Annotated in this window: 22 protein-coding genes; all 22 read right to left on the reverse strand. The window is 49.0% G+C overall.

Annotated elements, in window-relative coordinates; translation table 11 throughout:
- Positions 1–3: 3 nt before the first annotated feature.
- The gene (locus tag ERX35_RS06665) at positions 4–537 is read right to left on the reverse strand and encodes a F0F1 ATP synthase subunit delta (RefSeq protein WP_149459144.1); all 534 of its coding nucleotides are present in this window, start codon (positions 535–537) and stop codon (positions 4–6) included.
- Positions 537–1061: a F0F1 ATP synthase subunit B gene (locus ERX35_RS06670; RefSeq protein ID WP_149459145.1), complete on the reverse strand. Its 525-nt coding sequence runs from the start codon at positions 1059–1061 to the stop codon at positions 537–539. The genes ERX35_RS06665 and ERX35_RS06670 overlap by 1 nt, the downstream gene beginning before the upstream one ends.
- A gap of 86 nt (positions 1062–1147) precedes the next feature.
- Positions 1148–1360 (reverse strand): F0F1 ATP synthase subunit C, encoded by a 213-nt coding sequence (gene atpE, locus ERX35_RS06675; protein WP_149459146.1) that lies wholly within the window; start codon positions 1358–1360, stop codon positions 1148–1150.
- Between the two features lie 45 nt (positions 1361–1405).
- Entirely contained in the window at positions 1406–2128 is a 723-nt protein-coding gene (atpB, locus tag ERX35_RS06680; RefSeq protein WP_149459147.1) for a F0F1 ATP synthase subunit A, read from the reverse strand.
- A 24-nt stretch (positions 2129–2152) separates the two neighbouring features.
- Positions 2153–2506 (reverse strand): ATP synthase subunit I, encoded by a 354-nt coding sequence (locus ERX35_RS06685; protein ID WP_149459148.1) that lies wholly within the window; start codon positions 2504–2506, stop codon positions 2153–2155.
- Positions 2507–2694: 188 nt separating this feature from the next.
- Positions 2695–3834 carry a non-hydrolyzing UDP-N-acetylglucosamine 2-epimerase gene (gene wecB / locus ERX35_RS06690; RefSeq protein ID WP_149459149.1) on the reverse strand — a complete coding sequence of 380 codons (1140 nt, stop codon included), beginning with the start codon at positions 3832–3834 and terminating at the stop codon, positions 2695–2697.
- 19 nt (positions 3835–3853) lie between these two features.
- Positions 3854–4483 carry a uracil phosphoribosyltransferase gene (upp, locus tag ERX35_RS06695; RefSeq protein WP_149459150.1) on the reverse strand — a complete coding sequence of 210 codons (630 nt, stop codon included), beginning with the start codon at positions 4481–4483 and terminating at the stop codon, positions 3854–3856.
- A 34-nt stretch (positions 4484–4517) separates the two neighbouring features.
- Positions 4518–5756, reverse strand: coding sequence for a serine hydroxymethyltransferase (gene glyA, locus ERX35_RS06700; protein ID WP_149459151.1), 1239 nt, complete (start codon positions 5754–5756; stop codon positions 4518–4520).
- Positions 5757–5787: 31 nt separating this feature from the next.
- A complete protein-coding gene (locus tag ERX35_RS06705; RefSeq protein WP_149459152.1) occupies positions 5788–6312 on the reverse strand; it encodes a TIGR01440 family protein in 525 nt (174 codons plus the stop codon).
- The gene (gene rpiB, locus ERX35_RS06710) at positions 6299–6751 is read right to left on the reverse strand and encodes a ribose 5-phosphate isomerase B (RefSeq protein ID WP_149459153.1); all 453 of its coding nucleotides are present in this window, start codon (positions 6749–6751) and stop codon (positions 6299–6301) included. The genes ERX35_RS06705 and rpiB overlap by 14 nt, the downstream gene beginning before the upstream one ends.
- 64 nt (positions 6752–6815) lie before the next feature.
- Complete coding sequence (locus ERX35_RS06715; protein WP_149459154.1) at positions 6816–7244, reverse strand: low molecular weight protein arginine phosphatase; 429 nt, start codon at positions 7242–7244, stop codon at positions 6816–6818.
- A 12-nt stretch (positions 7245–7256) separates the two neighbouring features.
- The gene (locus tag ERX35_RS06720) at positions 7257–8264 is read right to left on the reverse strand and encodes an L-threonylcarbamoyladenylate synthase (RefSeq protein WP_149459155.1); all 1008 of its coding nucleotides are present in this window, start codon (positions 8262–8264) and stop codon (positions 7257–7259) included.
- Positions 8265–8352: 88 nt separating this feature from the next.
- The gene (prmC, locus tag ERX35_RS06725) at positions 8353–9189 is read right to left on the reverse strand and encodes a peptide chain release factor N(5)-glutamine methyltransferase (RefSeq protein ID WP_149459156.1); all 837 of its coding nucleotides are present in this window, start codon (positions 9187–9189) and stop codon (positions 8353–8355) included.
- A complete protein-coding gene (prfA, locus tag ERX35_RS06730) occupies positions 9176–10252 on the reverse strand; it encodes a peptide chain release factor 1 (RefSeq protein ID WP_149459157.1) in 1077 nt (358 codons plus the stop codon). Before prfA ends, prmC begins: the two co-directional genes overlap by 14 nt.
- Position 10253: 1 nt before the next feature.
- Positions 10254–10832, reverse strand: coding sequence for a thymidine kinase (locus ERX35_RS06735; RefSeq protein WP_149459158.1), 579 nt, complete (start codon positions 10830–10832; stop codon positions 10254–10256).
- 119 nt (positions 10833–10951) lie between these two features.
- Positions 10952–11209 carry a type B 50S ribosomal protein L31 gene (locus ERX35_RS06740; RefSeq protein ID WP_149459159.1) on the reverse strand — a complete coding sequence of 86 codons (258 nt, stop codon included), beginning with the start codon at positions 11207–11209 and terminating at the stop codon, positions 10952–10954.
- Between the two features lie 107 nt (positions 11210–11316).
- A complete protein-coding gene (gene rho / locus ERX35_RS06745) occupies positions 11317–12633 on the reverse strand; it encodes a transcription termination factor Rho (RefSeq protein ID WP_149459160.1) in 1317 nt (438 codons plus the stop codon).
- A 130-nt stretch (positions 12634–12763) separates the two neighbouring features.
- Complete coding sequence (gene glpX / locus ERX35_RS06750; protein WP_149459161.1) at positions 12764–13741, reverse strand: class II fructose-bisphosphatase; 978 nt, start codon at positions 13739–13741, stop codon at positions 12764–12766.
- 131 nt (positions 13742–13872) lie between these two features.
- On the reverse strand, positions 13873–14208 hold the full coding sequence (locus tag ERX35_RS06755; protein ID WP_149459162.1) for a winged helix-turn-helix transcriptional regulator: 336 nt from the start codon (positions 14206–14208) through the stop codon (positions 13873–13875).
- Between the two features lie 97 nt (positions 14209–14305).
- Positions 14306–15568 (reverse strand): UDP-N-acetylglucosamine 1-carboxyvinyltransferase, encoded by a 1263-nt coding sequence (locus ERX35_RS06760; RefSeq protein ID WP_149459163.1) that lies wholly within the window; start codon positions 15566–15568, stop codon positions 14306–14308.
- Positions 15569–15758: 190 nt separating this feature from the next.
- A complete protein-coding gene (gene fdaB / locus ERX35_RS06765) occupies positions 15759–16616 on the reverse strand; it encodes a class IIb fructose-bisphosphate aldolase FdaB (protein WP_149459164.1) in 858 nt (285 codons plus the stop codon).
- An 88-nt stretch (positions 16617–16704) separates the two neighbouring features.
- Positions 16705–17055, reverse strand: a complete 351-nt coding sequence (locus tag ERX35_RS06770; RefSeq protein ID WP_149459165.1) for a response regulator — start codon at positions 17053–17055, stop codon at positions 16705–16707.
- Positions 17056–17104 lie beyond the last annotated feature (49 nt).

Genomic DNA, 17104 nt, shown 5'->3' on the forward strand with positions numbered 1-17104 from the left:
GTATTATTGTTGGTGAAATGATTTCTCTAATTGTTTAAGATTGTTCTGGATTGAATCGTCGTATACGGTCGTACCGATTGTTGCCCGGATACCACCAATCAGCTGTGGATTGATGACATTATCAAGCAGCAGCTTTTTGTAGCCGGTACGCTGGATGAATGATTGGCCGATAGCGTCCAGTTCTTCACGGGTCAACGCATAAACAGATTCAACCTTCATATATTGTTGTTCATTGTATTCGTTATAATAAGACTCAAAACTGTCAGCAATCGCCGGCAGCAAGCTCAGCTGTTTACGTTCTGCGAGTATTTGCAGTAAGTTCAACAGCGGCTGGTCTGCACCACCGAATGTTTCTTTGACGAAGCGGATACGCGCTTCTTTTGAGACTTTAGGATCTTCTGCAAACAGCTGGAAAGCCGGCTGGCTGCTGACCGCTAAGTTGATTTCTTTCAGGTCAGCATGGACACTTTCCTGAACGCCGCTGTCACGGCTGACTTCGAATAAGCTTTCAGCGTATTTTTTAGCAACTTGTGCCATTATTTATCGCCTGCCTCTTGAATGAACTGGCGAACAAGATTCTGCTGGTCAGCTTCATTGATTTCCTTATTGATGACTTTAGAAGCAATCAATACAGAAAGTTCCGCTACACGGTCATTGATGTCAGCAATTGCACGCTGTTTTTCGTTCTCGATTTCGACTTGCGCATCCTCAACCAGTTTGTTTGCTCTTGAGTTTGCCGCATGAAGAATTTCCTCGTGTTCACGTTTTGCCTGAGTTTTTGCATTTTCAAGTATCGTCTGTACTTCTGTCTGTGTACGCTGTAATAATGCTTTATTTTCTTCTGCATAGCGCTTAGCGTCTGCGTTCTGCGCCGCTGCACTGTCGATGTCTGAATTGATGGTGTGTTCACGCTCATCCATGATAGTTTTCAGTGGACCCCACGCAAACTTACGAAGCAGTGCCAGTAAGATTAAAAATGTAAGTAAAGTGACAAGAATCGTTCCCCATTGAACGCCTGTCGCTGCTGTATTAGCAGTATGACCTAAAATAAAGTAATTCACGTCTTAACGCTCCTTTCACCGCAGTTATGTTCATAAATGAATGGCGAAATCTTGTTAGACTTCGCCCTTAACGAGTTGATATCAAATTAACGGTTCATTACCATGAACGCTACTACTACCGCAATGATTGGCAGGGCCTCAACTAAACCAACACCGATGAACATGATTGTCATTAATGGACCACGTGCTTCAGGTTGACGAGCAACACCTTCAACTGTACGTGATACGATCATTCCGTTACCGATACCTGCGCCAAGTGCTGCTAAACCAATTGCGATTGCTGCTGCTAATAAATTCATTAATAATTTCCTCCTAAGAAATATAATTGTTTTGTATTTTTTATATTAATGGTCTTCCGACACTTTGTGTGACATATATACCATTGATAACATGACGAAAATGTAGGCCTGAATTGCGCCGACAAAAATTGAGAATGCCTGCCAGATAATGAGCGGGATAAGGGCGCCGAAGAAGCCCAGCACGCCTCCTGCTGCAATAGCAGATAGTAAGCCAAGTAATACTTCACCTGCGAAAATGTTACCGTAAAGTCGAAGACCGAGTGTCAATGTTGATGAGAACTCTTCAATAATCTTGAACGGTACCATGAACCAGACCGGCTGTGCGAAACTCTTGAAGTAGTTTCCTGCACCGCGCATCTTAATACCATAGTAATGAGTCAGTACAACGATTAACGTCGATAATGTCAGCGTCACTGTTGCATCCGCTGTCGGTGATTTCCACCACAGTGTATGACCAGTAACGACCGCAAACGGTAAGCCGAGCATATTCGCGACAAAGATGAACAGAAGCAATGTGACTGCTAAAAAGTGAAAACGCGCACCTCTGCCCCAGTCCATGTTGCTGTTGATAATCCCGCGGGTAAAGTCGAAGACCCATTCAATAAAGTTCTGGGCACCTGCCGGTCTGACACTCAGGCGTCGTGTACATAGTACTGCAATCAATAAGACAATCAGCGCGGTAAGAATAACCATTAAGATAGAACTTAGATTGAAGATGATGTTATGACCCATGACGTGCCAAGTATAAAGCGGTGATCCGTGTTCCATTTCTTCACCTCTTCCTATTATGTATTATTGTTTCAAACTGATGAATGTATGTATGAGGATCATCACATACGTTAAAGCGAGGCCAAGTGCGATTCCGTAAATGCTGACAGCATCAGGAAATCTCACCCAGAAGAGACAGGCCGTCACTGCTATTAACAAGCGTAGACCTGAGCCACTTGAGATGTGAAGCGAATCACTGTTAATCGCACGATTAAGGTAGTGCTGCCACACAAAAGCACTGATAGCAGACGCTACCGTACCGATGATTAATCCTAATGCAAAGCTGCTTCCTGTAAATAAAAAAATGACAAGAACAGCGAGGATTAAATAGAGAAAATACTGCAGATAAAACTTAAAGAAAATCTTGAATTCAGACATATAATTATGTCTCCTTAGAATACGATTTCACGGAGATGAAAACCGTTTCATTCCAAAGTTTATGATAATATAGGGCAAAATATGTGTCAATGCTCTCCGAAAAACTCGTGTAAATAATTCTTCACAAATAGTTCACATTTCCGACACATATATGCCTTTATCATTATTAAGCGTTAAATTGAATAATTTTATTTTCCTTCGACCTTGAATGGTTGTGGTTTAACATCTGTCAAGCCGAAATAATATTTAATATGTTCACAAATACGTTCTGACGTTCTGCCGTCACCGTAAGGATTGCTTGCCTGGCTCATCGCATTGAACACTTTCTCATCTGTCAGCAGCTCTTTTGTCAGACGGTAAATGTCTTCTTCTTCAACACCAGCAAGCTTCAATGTCCCTGCTTTGACACCTTCAGGACGTTCAGTAGTATCGCGGAGCACGATGACCGGTTTACCAAGTGACGGCGCTTCTTCCTGCACGCCGCCGGAATCCGTCAATATGAAGTGACTGCGGCTCGCGAAGTTATGGAAATCGATGACGTCCAGCGGTTCAATCAGTGCGATGCGGTCATGGTCGGCAAGATATAATCCTGCAATCTCGCGGACTTTCGGGTTTTTGTGCATCGGATAGACGACTTTCACATCATCATGCTCATCTACAATACGTCGGACTGCTTTGAAGATGTTATGCATCGGCTGGCCGATATTTTCTCTGCGGTGCGCAGTCAGCAAGATGATCTTCTCATCACCTGTGTCGATAATATCGCTCTCGTAATTATCATGGACCGTTGTCTTCAAGGCATCAATTGCCGTGTTGCCGGTGATGACGACGCGGTCTGCCGGTTTGTTTTCGCGCAGCAGATTCTCTGCCGCTTCTTCAGTCGGTGCAAAGTGCAGATCCGCAAGCACACCTGTCATCTGACGGTTCATCTCTTCAGGGAACGGTGAATATTTCTGCCAAGTTCTAAGACCTGCTTCCACGTGACCGATCGCTACTTCGTTATACAGGGCTGCAAGGCTGCCTGCAAACGTCGTCGTCGTATCGCCGTGCACTAAGATCATGTCCGGCTGCGCTTCTCTAATGACTGATTCCAGGCCACTGAGGACACGTGCTGTCACTTCAGTCAGTGTCTGTCCTGCCTTCATGATGTCAAGGTCATAGTCCGGCGTGATATTGAAGATATCAAGCACTTGATCCAGCATTTCACGGTGCTGCGCTGTCACGACTACGATCGGTTCAAGTTCAGGATCTTTCTTTAACTGCAGTACAAGCGGCGCCATTTTAATGGCTTCCGGTCTCGTACCAAAAATCGTCATAATTTTTTTCATCGTCAATAACTCCTACTTATTATTTAGTGCCGAACAGTCTGTCCCCTGCATCGCCGAGGCCGGGAACGATATAACCGTGATCATTTAACTTCTCATCGAGCGCTGCGATATAAATATCGACATCAGGATGTGCTTCTTCGAGCAGCTTGACGCCTTCTGGTGCGGCGATCAGGCACATGAAACGGATTTTAGTCGCTCCGCGTTTTTTCAGCGAGCTGATGGCTTCAATCGCAGAGCCGCCTGTCGCAAGCATCGGGTCAACAACGATGAAGTCACGCTCTTCAATATCCTGCGGCAGCTTCGCGAAATATTCAACCGGCTGGAATGTTTCAGGGTCACGGTACAGACCAATATGGCCGACACGTGCCGCCGGAATCAGCTTTAATACACTGTCTGTCATGCCGAGACCGGCACGCAGAATCGGTACGACTGCCATTTTCTTACCGGACAGCCGTTTAGCGGTCATCGTCGTCACCGGCGTATCAATCGTCACATCCTGCAGCTCAAGGTCACGCGATACTTCGTACGCCATCAGCATGCCGACTTCATCGACCAGCTCACGGAACTCCTTCGTGCCTGTATTCACGTCACGAATATAGCTTAATTTATGTTGAATCAGTGGGTGGTCAAAGACATGTACTTTACCCATAGTGCACCTCAATCCTTTTATCTTTTAGTCCTGCTTACTTGCTGTACAGCGGGAATTTGTCAGTCAGCGCTGTGACTCTCTGCTGCGCCGCCTCCAGCACGTCATTATTCTCATGGTCATGCAGCACGTCAGCAATGATCGCTGCGATTTCTGTCATGTCGTCTTCCTTGAAACCACGCGTTGTCACAGCTGGTGTACCGATGCGGACACCGCTTGTCACAAACGGGCTTTCTTTGTCAAACGGAATCGTATTTTTGTTCGTCGTAATACCGACAGCATCCAGCGCATGTTCTGCAGCTTTACCTGTCAGGCCGACCGTCGTCACATCAATTAAGAACACATGGTTCTCTGTATAGTCAGAAACGATGCGGAAGCCGCGTGCTTTCAGCGCTTCGCTCAGTGCTTTGGCGTTGTTGATGACCTGCTGCTGATAGGTGCTGAATTCAGGCTGCTGCGCTTCACCGAACGCGACTGCTTTCGCTGCGATGATATGCATTAACGGACCGCCTTGAATACCCGGGAAAATCGCTTTGTCGATCGCTTTAGCATACTCTTCCTTACACAGAATCATGCCGCCGCGTGGTCCGCGCAATGTTTTATGCGTTGTTGTCGTCACGAAGTCCGCATGCGGCACTGGGTTTGGATGAAGTCCCGCAGCGACAAGTCCTGCGATATGCGCCATGTCGACCATGAGCTTTGCGCCGACTTCATCCGCGATAGAGCGGAATTCAGCGAAGTCGATCTGACGGGCATACGCTGATGCACCGGCGATGATCAGTTTCGGTTGATGTTCTTTAGCCAGACGTCTGACTTCAGCATAATCGATCGCTTCTGTCTCTTTGTCCACTTCGTACGCTGCAAACTTGTAGTCAATGCCGCTGAAGTTGACTTTAGACCCGTGCGTCAAATGTCCGCCGTGGTTCAAGTCCATGCCGAGCACTGTATCGCCTGCTTCTAATGCGACACGATAAACTGCCATGTTCGCCTGTGAGCCGGAGTGCGGCTGAACGTTCGCATGTTCCGCTCCGAATAACGCCTTTGCCCTGTCGCGCGCCAGGTTTTCTACGACGTCGACAAATTCACAGCCGCCGTAGTAACGTCTGCCTGGATAACCTTCTGCATACTTGTTCGTCAAAACCGAGCCTTGTGCTTCCATGACGGCCTCAGACACAAAGTTCTCAGATGCGATCAGTTCAATGTTGTTATTCTGTCGTGCCTGCTCCTGCTGCATTGCTTCCCATAACTGTTGATCCTGTGCTTTTAAAGTAGACAATATATTTCCCTCTTTTCTGTAGTTTGAAGTGCTAATTGTATGTCGCGCGTGGTCCACCGATCAGCTTCGGCCGGTGCGCGGCAATCGTCACGACGGCACTGCCGACCATCTTCGTCGGCACGCGGACCGGAATCTGCACATGCTTGATATGCATGCCGATCAATGTCTGGCCGATGTCGATGCCGCAGTCCGCCTGGACATGCTCCACAACGACCGGGTCTGTCATCCCCCGGTAGGCGGCAGCGCTCATACTGCCGCCAGCAGTTCTGACCGGAACGACGGATACAGGGGGCAGCCCGCAGCGCACTGCCGTCGCCCGCTCCATCGTCAGCGCACGGTTGATATGCTCACACCCTTGAAAGCAGAAAGTGACCCCTGTTTCTGCTGCCACGCTTTGGAATGCCGCCAATAGTTCTGCGGCCACCTCATCAGAGCTGTGCGTGCCGATCTTCTCGCCGATGACTTCAGACGTTGAACAGCCGATGACACATAACTCACCCGGCTTAAAGAACTGGATGGCCTTCAGCTCTGTCAGCAGCTGATTAATGTCTGCCATAGTCTTCTTCCAGCCGGCTCAGTTTGTCGAGACGTTTCTGGTGACGCCCGCCTTCAAATGATTCGTTCAGCCATGTCTCGATGATCATCAGTGCCAGTCCTTCACCGATGACCCGCTGACCCATAGCGATGACATTCGAGTCATTATGCTGACGTGTCAGTTTCGCGGTGAAGACATCGTGCACAAGCGCACAGCGGATCCCTTTCACTTTGTTTGCTGCGATGCTCATGCCGATGCCGGTTCCACACACTAAAATCCCCCGGTCTGCCCGGCCGCTAGTCACTGCTTCACCGACAGGACGTGCATAATCCGGATAATCAACAGAATCCGGCGAATGCGTGCCAAAATCCTCATAACTCACCTGCAGCTCGTCAAGACGTTTCTTAATAGCTTCCTTGTAGGCATAGCCGCCGTGATCGCTTGCGATGGCAACTTTCATATGAATGACCTCCTTTTAGCAATTACACTTCATTATATCTTATTTAGTTTTTTTCCTCGAGCATTTATTGGGTATTGTCCAATTTTTCTAACAACTGTCTGACGTACTCGGCGATCTGGTTATAAGCGTGCTGATAAGCGCTTCTGTCCCCGCCGTACGGGTCAGCGATGCCCGCTGTTTCACCCGCTGCAAACTCACTCAGCATATAGACATTGGCTTCAGGATAGAGCGCCTTGATGTGCTGTTGATGACTGCTGGACATCGTCAGTATTAAGTCCGCGTGCGCATCTTCCGGCTGAAACTGTTCGGCCGCTGACGGCTCCGGCAGCGCATGCTCACGGATCAGTGCGGCCGAATAAAAGGAGACAGGTGCACCGTTATAGGCGGCCAGACCGCGCGAGGCGAAATCATGCTGCTCAGACAGTGACCGGGCGATGCTTTCAGCGAGCGGGCTGCGGCATGTATTACCGGTACAGACAAATACTATTCTCATCATAATCCTCCTTTATTTGCCGGCCGATGCTTTGTCGATCCGGTTCATCAGTGCGCGCGTCTGTTCCGAACGCTTAAAGCCGCTCATAATAATACGCGTCACGTCATGGTTATGGTCGATCGCTCGCAGCACCTCATAAAGATGGGTCGCGGCCGTCGCAATATCATCTTCATCCGCACAGAGCGGGTAGAAGTGACCACCGTCGATGAGCGGACGGACGCTTTCCGGGGCGATGACTGCCGTCTCGCGGTCAACGGCCAGCCGCTCGCGGATGCCCCCTTCAATAAGTGTCATCGGGCTGTTCGGTGCATAGTGGCGGTATTTCATGCCTGGTGCTATCGGCGCAGCTGACTGATAATCCGCTTCCGTCACACAGCCCGGCACCACTTCTTCAAGCATGGTCTCGGTAATGCTGCCGGGCCGGGCAATCTTGAATGGATAGCTCGTGCAGTCGAGCACCGTACTTTCAATGCCGAGCTCACTGTCCGGCCCTTGAATGATCCCGTATATTCTACCGTCCAGGTCTTCTCTGACATGCTCAAACTGCGTCGGGGACGGGCGGCCGCTTAAGTTCGCGCTCGGCGCTGCAAGCGGCAGCTTCGTAAGTTCAAGCAGCTGGCGGGCGATAGGGTCTTTCGGCATTCTGACTGCGACAGAAGGCAGGCCGGCAGTCACCTGCGGCGCAAGCATGCCGGGCTTCACCGGCAGAATAAATGAGATCGCACCCGGCCAGTACGCCGCCATCAGTCTGCGCGCTGCCGGATGAATATACTCGATAAAGTCCAGCTGCTCCAGCTGATGAATGTGGACAATCAGCGGATTATCACTCGGCCGGCCTTTCGCCGCGTACACTTTCCCTACTGCCGCCGGACTATAAGCATTGGCAGCCAGACCATACACTGTCTCTGTCGGTATGGCGACCAGTGCGTCGGCCTCGAATGCCGCGATAATTTCTGTGATTTGTGGATATGTGGATAACTCATCCACATAGTTACGAACATCCCAAACGTATGTTTTCATCACTGTAACTCCCTTCTTTCCGTATATTTTATTACAAAAGAAAAAGTTATGCACAAATTGTGTATAACTTTTCTGAGTTGTGCATAACTTATTCACACCAATTGAACCAGAGAATACGGTCCAGCTGATTAATGTCCTGTTCGACATGAACAGTGACGTTGTAACGTTCAGTAATATAATTTGTCAGCACCGGCCCCTGGCTGTGGCCGATCTCAAAGAAGACATAACCGTTGTCCTTCATGACTCGAGGCAGCTGTTCAATCATCCGCTTATATAACGCGAGACCGTCATCGTCGGCAAAGAGCGCTAAGTGCGGGTCATGCCCGAGCACTGACTGCGTCATGAGCGCGCGCTCGGAAGCCGCGATGTACGGTGGATTAGATACAAGTATATCGAGCTTGATGTTCGATGCGATAAGCGGCTCAAGCAGATCGCCGTGGTGGAAATTCACACGGCTGCCGAGCGCGCGTGCGTTTTCCCGGGCAATGGCCAGTGCCGCTGTACTGATATCAGTCCCGTGCACCGTATAGTCGCCTTCAAGCTCAAGCGTAACAGCGATGCACCCTGTTCCCGTGCCGATATCTGCCGCAACACCTGAACGTTTCGTCGACAGTACTTTCAGCACAAGTTCCTCGGTCTCCGGACGCGGTACAAGCGTATCAGCCGTCACGTTAAAGCGCCGGCCGTAGAATTCCTGGAAGCCCGTAATATGAGCGAGCGGCACATCGCGGCACAATGCCTGTATGCCCGCCGCGTAGCGCGCTGCCTCTTCGTGGCTGAGCGTCCTGCTGCCGAGCGTGATAGCAAGCTGTGACAAGTCGAAGAGGTCCATCATGAGGAACAAGGCACCGACGGGCGGCTGCCCGGCTTCACTGAGTGTCCGGCTGCCAGCTTTGACGAGCTCAGCAGGCTTACAGCAGACCATCGTTCAATGCTTCAAGCTTACTTGTCTGCTCCGCGATGGTCAGCGCTTCGATGACTTCACTGACTTTACCTTCCATGATCTGGTCGAGCTTCTGGATGGTCAGGCCGATACGGTGATCCGTCACGCGGTTCTGCGGATAGTTATACGTGCGGATACGCTCTGAACGGTCGCCCGTGCCGACAGCCGACTTACGCTGTTCTGCGTATTTCGCCTGCTCTTCCTGCAGCATTTTGTCGTAGACACGTGTTTTCAGCAGCTTCAGTGCTTTCTCACGGTTTTTGATCTGTGATTTCTCTGAGCTCGTCGCGACAAGTCCGGTCGGAATATGCGTGATACGCACCGCTGAGTCAGTCGTGTTGACGTGCTGACCGCCGGAACCGCTTGAACGGTATGTTTCAATACGCAGATCTTCTGTTCTGATGTCCACTTCAACGTCTTCTACTTCAGGCAGTACTGCGACTGTCGCTGTTGACGTATGGATTCTGCCGCCGCTTTCTGTCGCCGGAATACGCTGCACGCGGTGGGCACCGTTTTCAAATTTCAGCTTGGAGTATGCCCCGTTGCCGACGATCGTGAAACTGATCTCTTTATAGCCGCCGTGGTCCGATTCATTCGTTTCCATGACATCGATTCTCCAGCCCTGCTCTTCAGCAAAGCGTGAGTACATACGGAATAAATCACCTGCGAAGATCGCTGCTTCGTCTCCACCGGCAGCACCCCGGATCTCCATGACAACGTTTTTATCGTCATTCGGGTCTTTCGGGATTAAGAGCACTTTCAGCGCTTCTTCCAGCGCCGGAACTTGCGGCTTCAGTTCATTGATCTCTTCTTTGATCATCGCTTCTTCTTCAGGGTCCGATGTCTCTCCCATCATGTCGAGCGCTTCTTCCAGCTGTTCTTTCACTGATTTATAGCTTCTATATACTTCAACCGTCTTATGCAGATCAGACTGCTCCTTTGAATACTGACGCAGTTTGTCAGGGTCTGATACGATATCCGGGTCACTCAGCAGTTCATTTAACTGTTCATAGCGTTGCTCTACGATTTCTAATTGATCAAACATATTAATCCTCCTTCACAATATGATGCTCGCGGCATCTCGGTTCATAGCTTTCTTTAGCGCCGATCATAATGATCGGGTCATTGATATGCGCGGGTTCTCCGTTGATCAGCCGCTGTGTCCTTGATGACGGAGAGCCGCATACTGCACATACGGCCTGCAGCTTCGTCACGTGTTCACTGATTGCCATGAGCTCCGGCACTGGATCAAAGGGCACGCCTTTAAAGTCCATGTCGAGTCCGGCGACGATGACGCGGTGCCCTGCTTCAGCAAGCTGCGTCGCAACACCGACAACCTCTGCATCAAAGAACTGCACTTCGTCGATCGCCACAATATCGATGTCCGGCGTCACGTACTGCAAAATATGCGACGCGGATGCGACGTTATGCGCCTCTATTTTAGAGCCGTTATGAGAGACGACTGCATCATCACTGTAACGGTTGTCAATCTCCGGCTTGAAGACGACAACTTTCTGCCGGGCATATAAGCCGCGTCTCAGTCGTCTGATGAGCTCTTCACTCTTACCACTGAACATACTTCCTGCAATACATTCTATCCAACCTGCGGGATAACTTTCATACATAGTTACGGCCACCTTTTTTACACATAATCGCTTTATTATACCACAGTTTGTGCACTATCTTATGTACAAAAAAAGTTCCACCACTCAGCCATGCTGAATGTGGAACTTCTTTTAGCAAATTATTCGTTGCTGCTTTTAAGACCGAATTTTTTGTTGAAACGCTCAACACGACCATCGGCAGAAGCGAATTTCTGACGACCTGTGTAGAATGGGTGAGAATCTGAAGAGATATCTAAACGGATAACTGGATACTCGTTACCATCTTCCCAAGTCATTGTTTCGTTTGAAGAACGTGTAGAACCGCTTAAGAATTTAAAGTCAGTTGTAGAATCTAAGAAGATTACTTTGCGGTATTCCGGGTGAATTCCTTGTTTCATTATTTTCAGCTCCTTTGCCCTGAACCATCTGGAACAGAGTTATTCGTGATATTTCACGTCAATACTTACATATTATATAGGGTTAACCGTCAAATTGCAACTGTTAATTAAATGATCGGCTTACCGGTTTTCGCGCTCATCGCGATGCGGTCACCCAGCTGGCTGAAGAAGTCATCATTGCTGCTGCTCTGCTTCAGACGGCGCAGGAACCGTTCAGTGAAGTCCTGCTGCTCAGTGAACAAGTTTCTGAGCTGCCATACCATCTCGAGCTCTTTCGGTTCAAGCAGCAGCTCTTCTTTACGCGTCGAGCTGCGGCGGATGTCGATGGCCGGATAGACGCGTTTCTCAGCAAGTTTGCGGTCAAGCGTCAGCTCCATGTTGCCTGTCCCTTTGAACTCCTCGTAGATCATATCGTCCATACGTGAACCGGTCTCAACGAGCGCAGTCGCAAGGATGGTCAGACTGCCGCCCGCTTCAATGTTACGCGCAGCACCGAAAAAGGCTTTCGGACGATGGAGGCTCGCGGGATCCAGTCCCCCTGATAACGTACGGCCGCTCGGCGGCACCACTAAGTTGTATGCCCGGGCAAGGCGCGTGATGGAGTCCATGAGAATGATGACATCTTCCCCGAGTTCAACGAGACGCTTCGCACGCTCGAGCAGCAGCTCTGCTACTTTGACGTGGTGCTCAGGCGGTTCATCAAACGTGGAATGCACAACTTCTGCCTGTGCGACTGAACGCTCTAAATCCGTCACTTCTTCCGGCCGTTCACCGACGAGCAGAATGAAGAGCTTCGCTTCCGGGTGATTCGTGCAGATGGCGTTCGCGATCTCTTTCAACAGGGAAGTCTTGCCGGCTTTCGGCGGCGCGACAATCATGCCCCGCTGGCCGAAACCGATCGGCGTCACAAGGTCCATAATACGCGTGGAATAAGCAGTCTTCGTTGTCTCAAGCTTAATGCGGCGGTCCGGGTAAAGCGGCGTCAGCGCCTGGAAGTGCGGTCGTTTCTTCACTTCCTCTGCATTCTGGTCATTGACGAAGTCCACCTGCAGCAGGCCGTAATACTTCTCGTTCTCTTTCGGGCGACGGACTTTCCCCGTTACTTTGTCGCCCTGCTTGATCTCGAAACGACGAATCTGGCTGGCAGAGATATAAATATCCTTCTCACCTTTAGAATAGTTGACCGTGCGCAGGAAACCATAGCCGTCCACCTGGATATCATCTAAAATACCCTCCATGTAGTAGTTGCCGTCCTGCTCCATCTGTTTCTCCATGACCGCAAGAACCAGTTCTTTTTTATTGAGTTTACTGTAATTGACAAGTCCTAGTTCTTTTGCGCGTGCTGTCAGTTCTTTCGTTGTACTGTTCTTGTAAAGCGCATCAAAAGATTCATACTGCGGGCTTGTGCGTTGTTTTTCTATCATATAGCACCTTCTGTTTAATAGTGTAGTGTACGGAGGATGTGAGGGCATGCGTGGATAACTTCAATAGTTTATCATGAATCAATACAATGTCAAAGAAAAAGCCGGCATGCAGACACATGCTGGCTGATGATTAAATCGTTTCATTGCCGGCCATTGTCAGACCCGGTTTCTTCTCAAGACTATGGCGTCCTTGAATGAAGCGGACTGTGCCGGATTTCGCACGCATAACAAGTGAATGCGTCTCAGCGAATCCTCCTTTGAACTGCACACCTTTCAGCAGTTCGCCGTCAGTGACCGCGGTCGCCGCAAAGATCGCATCGTCCCCTTTGACCATGTCATCCAGCTTCAATACAGTATTCGGCTCAATACCCATGTTGCGGCAGCGTTCTTCCTGCTCGCTGTCTTCCGGCAGCAGAATACCCTGGAAGTCACCGCCCAGCGCTTTAATGCCGACCGCCGCGATGACGCCTTCCGGTGCGCCGCCTGAACCGAAGAGAATATCGACGCCCGTGAAATCAAACGCTGTGTTGATCGCAGCTGCGACGTCGCCGTGTTCAATCAGCTTGATGCGGGCACCTGCCGCACGAATTTCCTTGATGATCGCTGCATGACGTTCACGGTTCAGCAGTGTTGCCGTGACGTTAGTAATATCTTTGTTCTTCGCTTTCGCCACTGCATGCAGATTTTCAGTGACGCTCTTTGATATATCAACGACGCCGACACATTCCGGTCCGACGGCGATTTTCTCCATGTACATGTCCGGTGCATGCAGCAATGTGCCGCGGTCGCCGACAGCAAGAACAGTCATCGCGTTCCAGCTTCCTTCAGCGACAAGCGTCGTCCCTTCAAGCGGGTCGACTGCGATGTCGATTTCAGGACCTTCTTTAGTTCCGAGCTCCTCACCGATATAAAGCATCGGCGCCTCGTCCATCTCCCCTTCACCGATAACGACAACACCATCCATCGGAATTGTATCAAATACTTCACGCATGGCAGTGGTCGCTGCGTCATCCGCCTCATTTTTCAGCCCTTTGCCGACCCAGCGTGCACTCTGCAGAGCAGCCGCCTCAGTCACTCGTACTAGCTCCATCGATAAACTACGTTCCATCGTCATTCTCCTTTGTCCAACGTGATATAACTTTCAGCAATAGTATAACACATTTATCATTAAGTCCTACCCATGATTATCAACAATCCAGAATAAATGAAATATATACAGCCATAAAAAAAACAGCCATATTAATGACTGTTCACTTCTTCTGCAAGCTCCAGGTTATTCTGGGCCCATTGTTCTATAGGAATCATCGCCTGACTTAACGCATAGCCTTTGTCCGTCAGCACATATTTGATTGATAATGGTGTCGTCGTTATGACTTTCTTCTCCACTAAGTCCCACTCTGCCAGTTCGCCGAGTTTCAGGCTTAATGCTCTAGGTGTAATGGACTTCAAATCGCGTTTGATGTCTGAAAAGTGGGCCGCACGGTCATCACAGCGTGAAAGATAATTGATCAACAAACCATTCCAGCTGCGCCCAAGAATTTTAAACGTTTCCTCTAAATAAGGACATATTTCCATATCTTTCACCTCACTGACATATTATACCACGGTATAAAAAATATATCAAATATATAATATATATAAAAGAAGAAACCTCCTGTTAAGGAGGTTGCTGTTAGTCTTCGATTGTCTCACGCCAGATGTCTGCGCCTAATGCTTTCAACTTCTCGACGATACCGCTGTAGCCGCGGTCGATGTGCTTGACGTTGTAGACAGTCGTCACACCTTCTGCAGTCAGACCCGCGATGACGAGACAGGCACCTGCACGAAGGTCACTTGCTGCGACTTCTGCGCCGGTCAGCTTTGACGGCTTGATTGTCGCAGTGCCGCCCGCTTCCTTGATGTCCGCAGACATTCTTGCAAGCTCCGCTACATGGTTGAAGCGTGCCGGATAAATCGTGTCAGTAACCGTGCTTTCACCGGTCGCTAAAAATAACAGTGGTGTATACGGCTGCTGCAAGTCGGTCGCAAACCCCGGATAAACGTTCGTCGTGATCGTCAGCGGAGCGAGCGGTCCGGATTTACGGATGACTGCTTTATCTTCTCCCACTTCAATGTCGACGCCCATTTCAACGAGCTTCGCTGTTAAAGGCTCCATGTGCAGCGGGATGATGTTCTCGATGACGACTTCCTCACCCATGGCAGCTGCGGCACACATATAAGTCCCCGCTTCGATACGGTCAGGAATAATCGTATGCTTTGTACCGTGCAGCTGCGGCACACCTTCAATCTTCAGTGTATCTGTTCCTGCGCCGCGGATTTTAGCGCCCATATTGTTCAGCAGTGTTGCGACATCGACGATTTCAGGCTCTTTCGCCGCGTTCTCGATGACCGTCTTACCTGTTGCCATACTGGCAGCCAGCATAATATTAATGGTCGCACCGACACTGACGACATCCATGAAGATCTTTGCACCGATCAGCTCTTCAGCTTCCAGATGCATCGCGCCCATTTCATTCGTCACTTTAGCGCCTAAAGCTTCGAATCCTTTAATGTGCTGGTCAATCGGACGTGGTCCGAGCGGGCAGCCGCCCGGCAGACCAATCGTACATTTCTTGAAGCGACCGAGCATCGCGCCCATCATATAGTATGAAGCACGTAATGACTGTACTTTGTTGTTAGGCAGTGGCAGGTTGATTGCTTCGCTTGAATCGACTTTCAGCAGATCTCCGTCAAGCTCTGTCTTAATGTTCAGATCTTCAAGCAGGCTCATCAATGTGACAACGTCTGAAATTTCGGGCAGACCTTCAAGCGTTACGACACCGTCAGCCATCAGTGTCGCAGGAATTAACGCGACCGCACTGTTTTTAGCGCCGCTGATCTGCACCTTTCCGCGCAGAGGATTTCCACCTCTAATCTTGATTACTTCTTGTGACATGTCAGTACTCCTTTTCTATCTCCATTAAAAATCTTATCATCGTTCATTATTTATTGTATTGTAAACTAAGTCGTTGAATGATTGCAAAACATAGAATGCGCGACCTTAAATATAATTCAGTTTTACACGACGAGTCAAGAAAAAAAAACACATCAGCGGAGCTGATGTGTTTGTGTTGACACCCAGTAAATTACGCTTTGCCAGATGTACCGAACTCGCGGATTTTACCTTGAACAGTCGCTTTGATAGCTTCACGTGCAGGTCCAAGATATTTACGTGGATCGTATACGTCAGCATCATTATTCAATGTATCACGCACTGCTTTAGCAGATGCGATCTGATTTTCAGTGTTGACATTGATTTTAGCTGTTCCTAAAGAGATAGAGCGTGTGATGTCTTTAGTCGGGATACCCGTACCACCGTGCAATACTAATGGCAGACCAGTCGCAGCGCCGATTTCTTCCATTTCTTTGAATCCAAGGTTTGGTTCACCTTTGTAAGGACCGTGTACTGAACCAAGAGCTGGTGCTAAGCAGTCGATACCTGTTTTTTCGACAAGTTCCTGACATTCGCGAGCATCTGCATAGACAACACCGTCAGATACGACGTCATCTTCCTGACCGCCGACACGACCTAATTCAGCTTCTACAGAAACTCCTTTAGAATGTGCATATTCTACTACTTTTTTAGTGATTTCAACGTTCTCTTCAAATGAATGGTGAGAAGCATCGATCATGACAGATGTGAAGCCGGCATCGATCGCTTCTTTACATTTCTCGAAACTTGAACCGTGGTCTAAGTGAATCGCTACAGGAACAGTGATGTTCATGTCTTTCATTAAACCTTCAACCATTTTCACTACAGTGTAGAATCCGCCCATGTATTTTCCAGCGCCTTCAGACACGCCAAGAATTACGGGTGCGTTCTCTTCTTGAGAAGCGCCAAGAATTGCCTGCGTGAACTCTAAATTGTTGATGTTATACTGACCTACCGCATAACCGCCTTCTTTAGCCTGGATTAACATTTCTTTCATAGAAACTAATGGCATGAAAAAATCCTCCTTGTGTGCTGCTGCACAATTTTATGTCATTAGTATATCAGACAATTCGCGTATTTGCATAACATTAGAACCTGTTTCAGCGATATTTCAAAGCAATTTCCGCCACTTCTTCAATTGAAAACGGCTTCATTAAAATCCCTTCTATACCAAGGCTTATAAACGCCTCCATCTCTTCACTCGTCTGATAGGCAGAGATGAGATAGACGGGCACATCGCTCACTTCCCGCAGCCGTTCAAGTGTTTCAAATCCGCTCATGACCGGCATGCGTTTGTCCATGAAGACAAGGTCATAATGGGCAGCGGCAAGCTTGTCCAGGCCGACTCTGCCGTTTTCTGCTTCATCCATCGTCAAGCCGTAGAGCGCGAATATTTCTTTTAGCAGCAGCCTGATATTATCTTCATCATCAATCACTAAAATGCGTACCATTGTCTTCAGTCCCCTTTTTATAATAGAATTGTACTATAAATGGAGAGAA

The sequence above is a fragment of the Macrococcus equipercicus genome, from assembly GCF_004359525.2.
Lineage (GTDB): Bacteria > Bacillota > Bacilli > Staphylococcales > Staphylococcaceae > Macrococcus > Macrococcus equipercicus.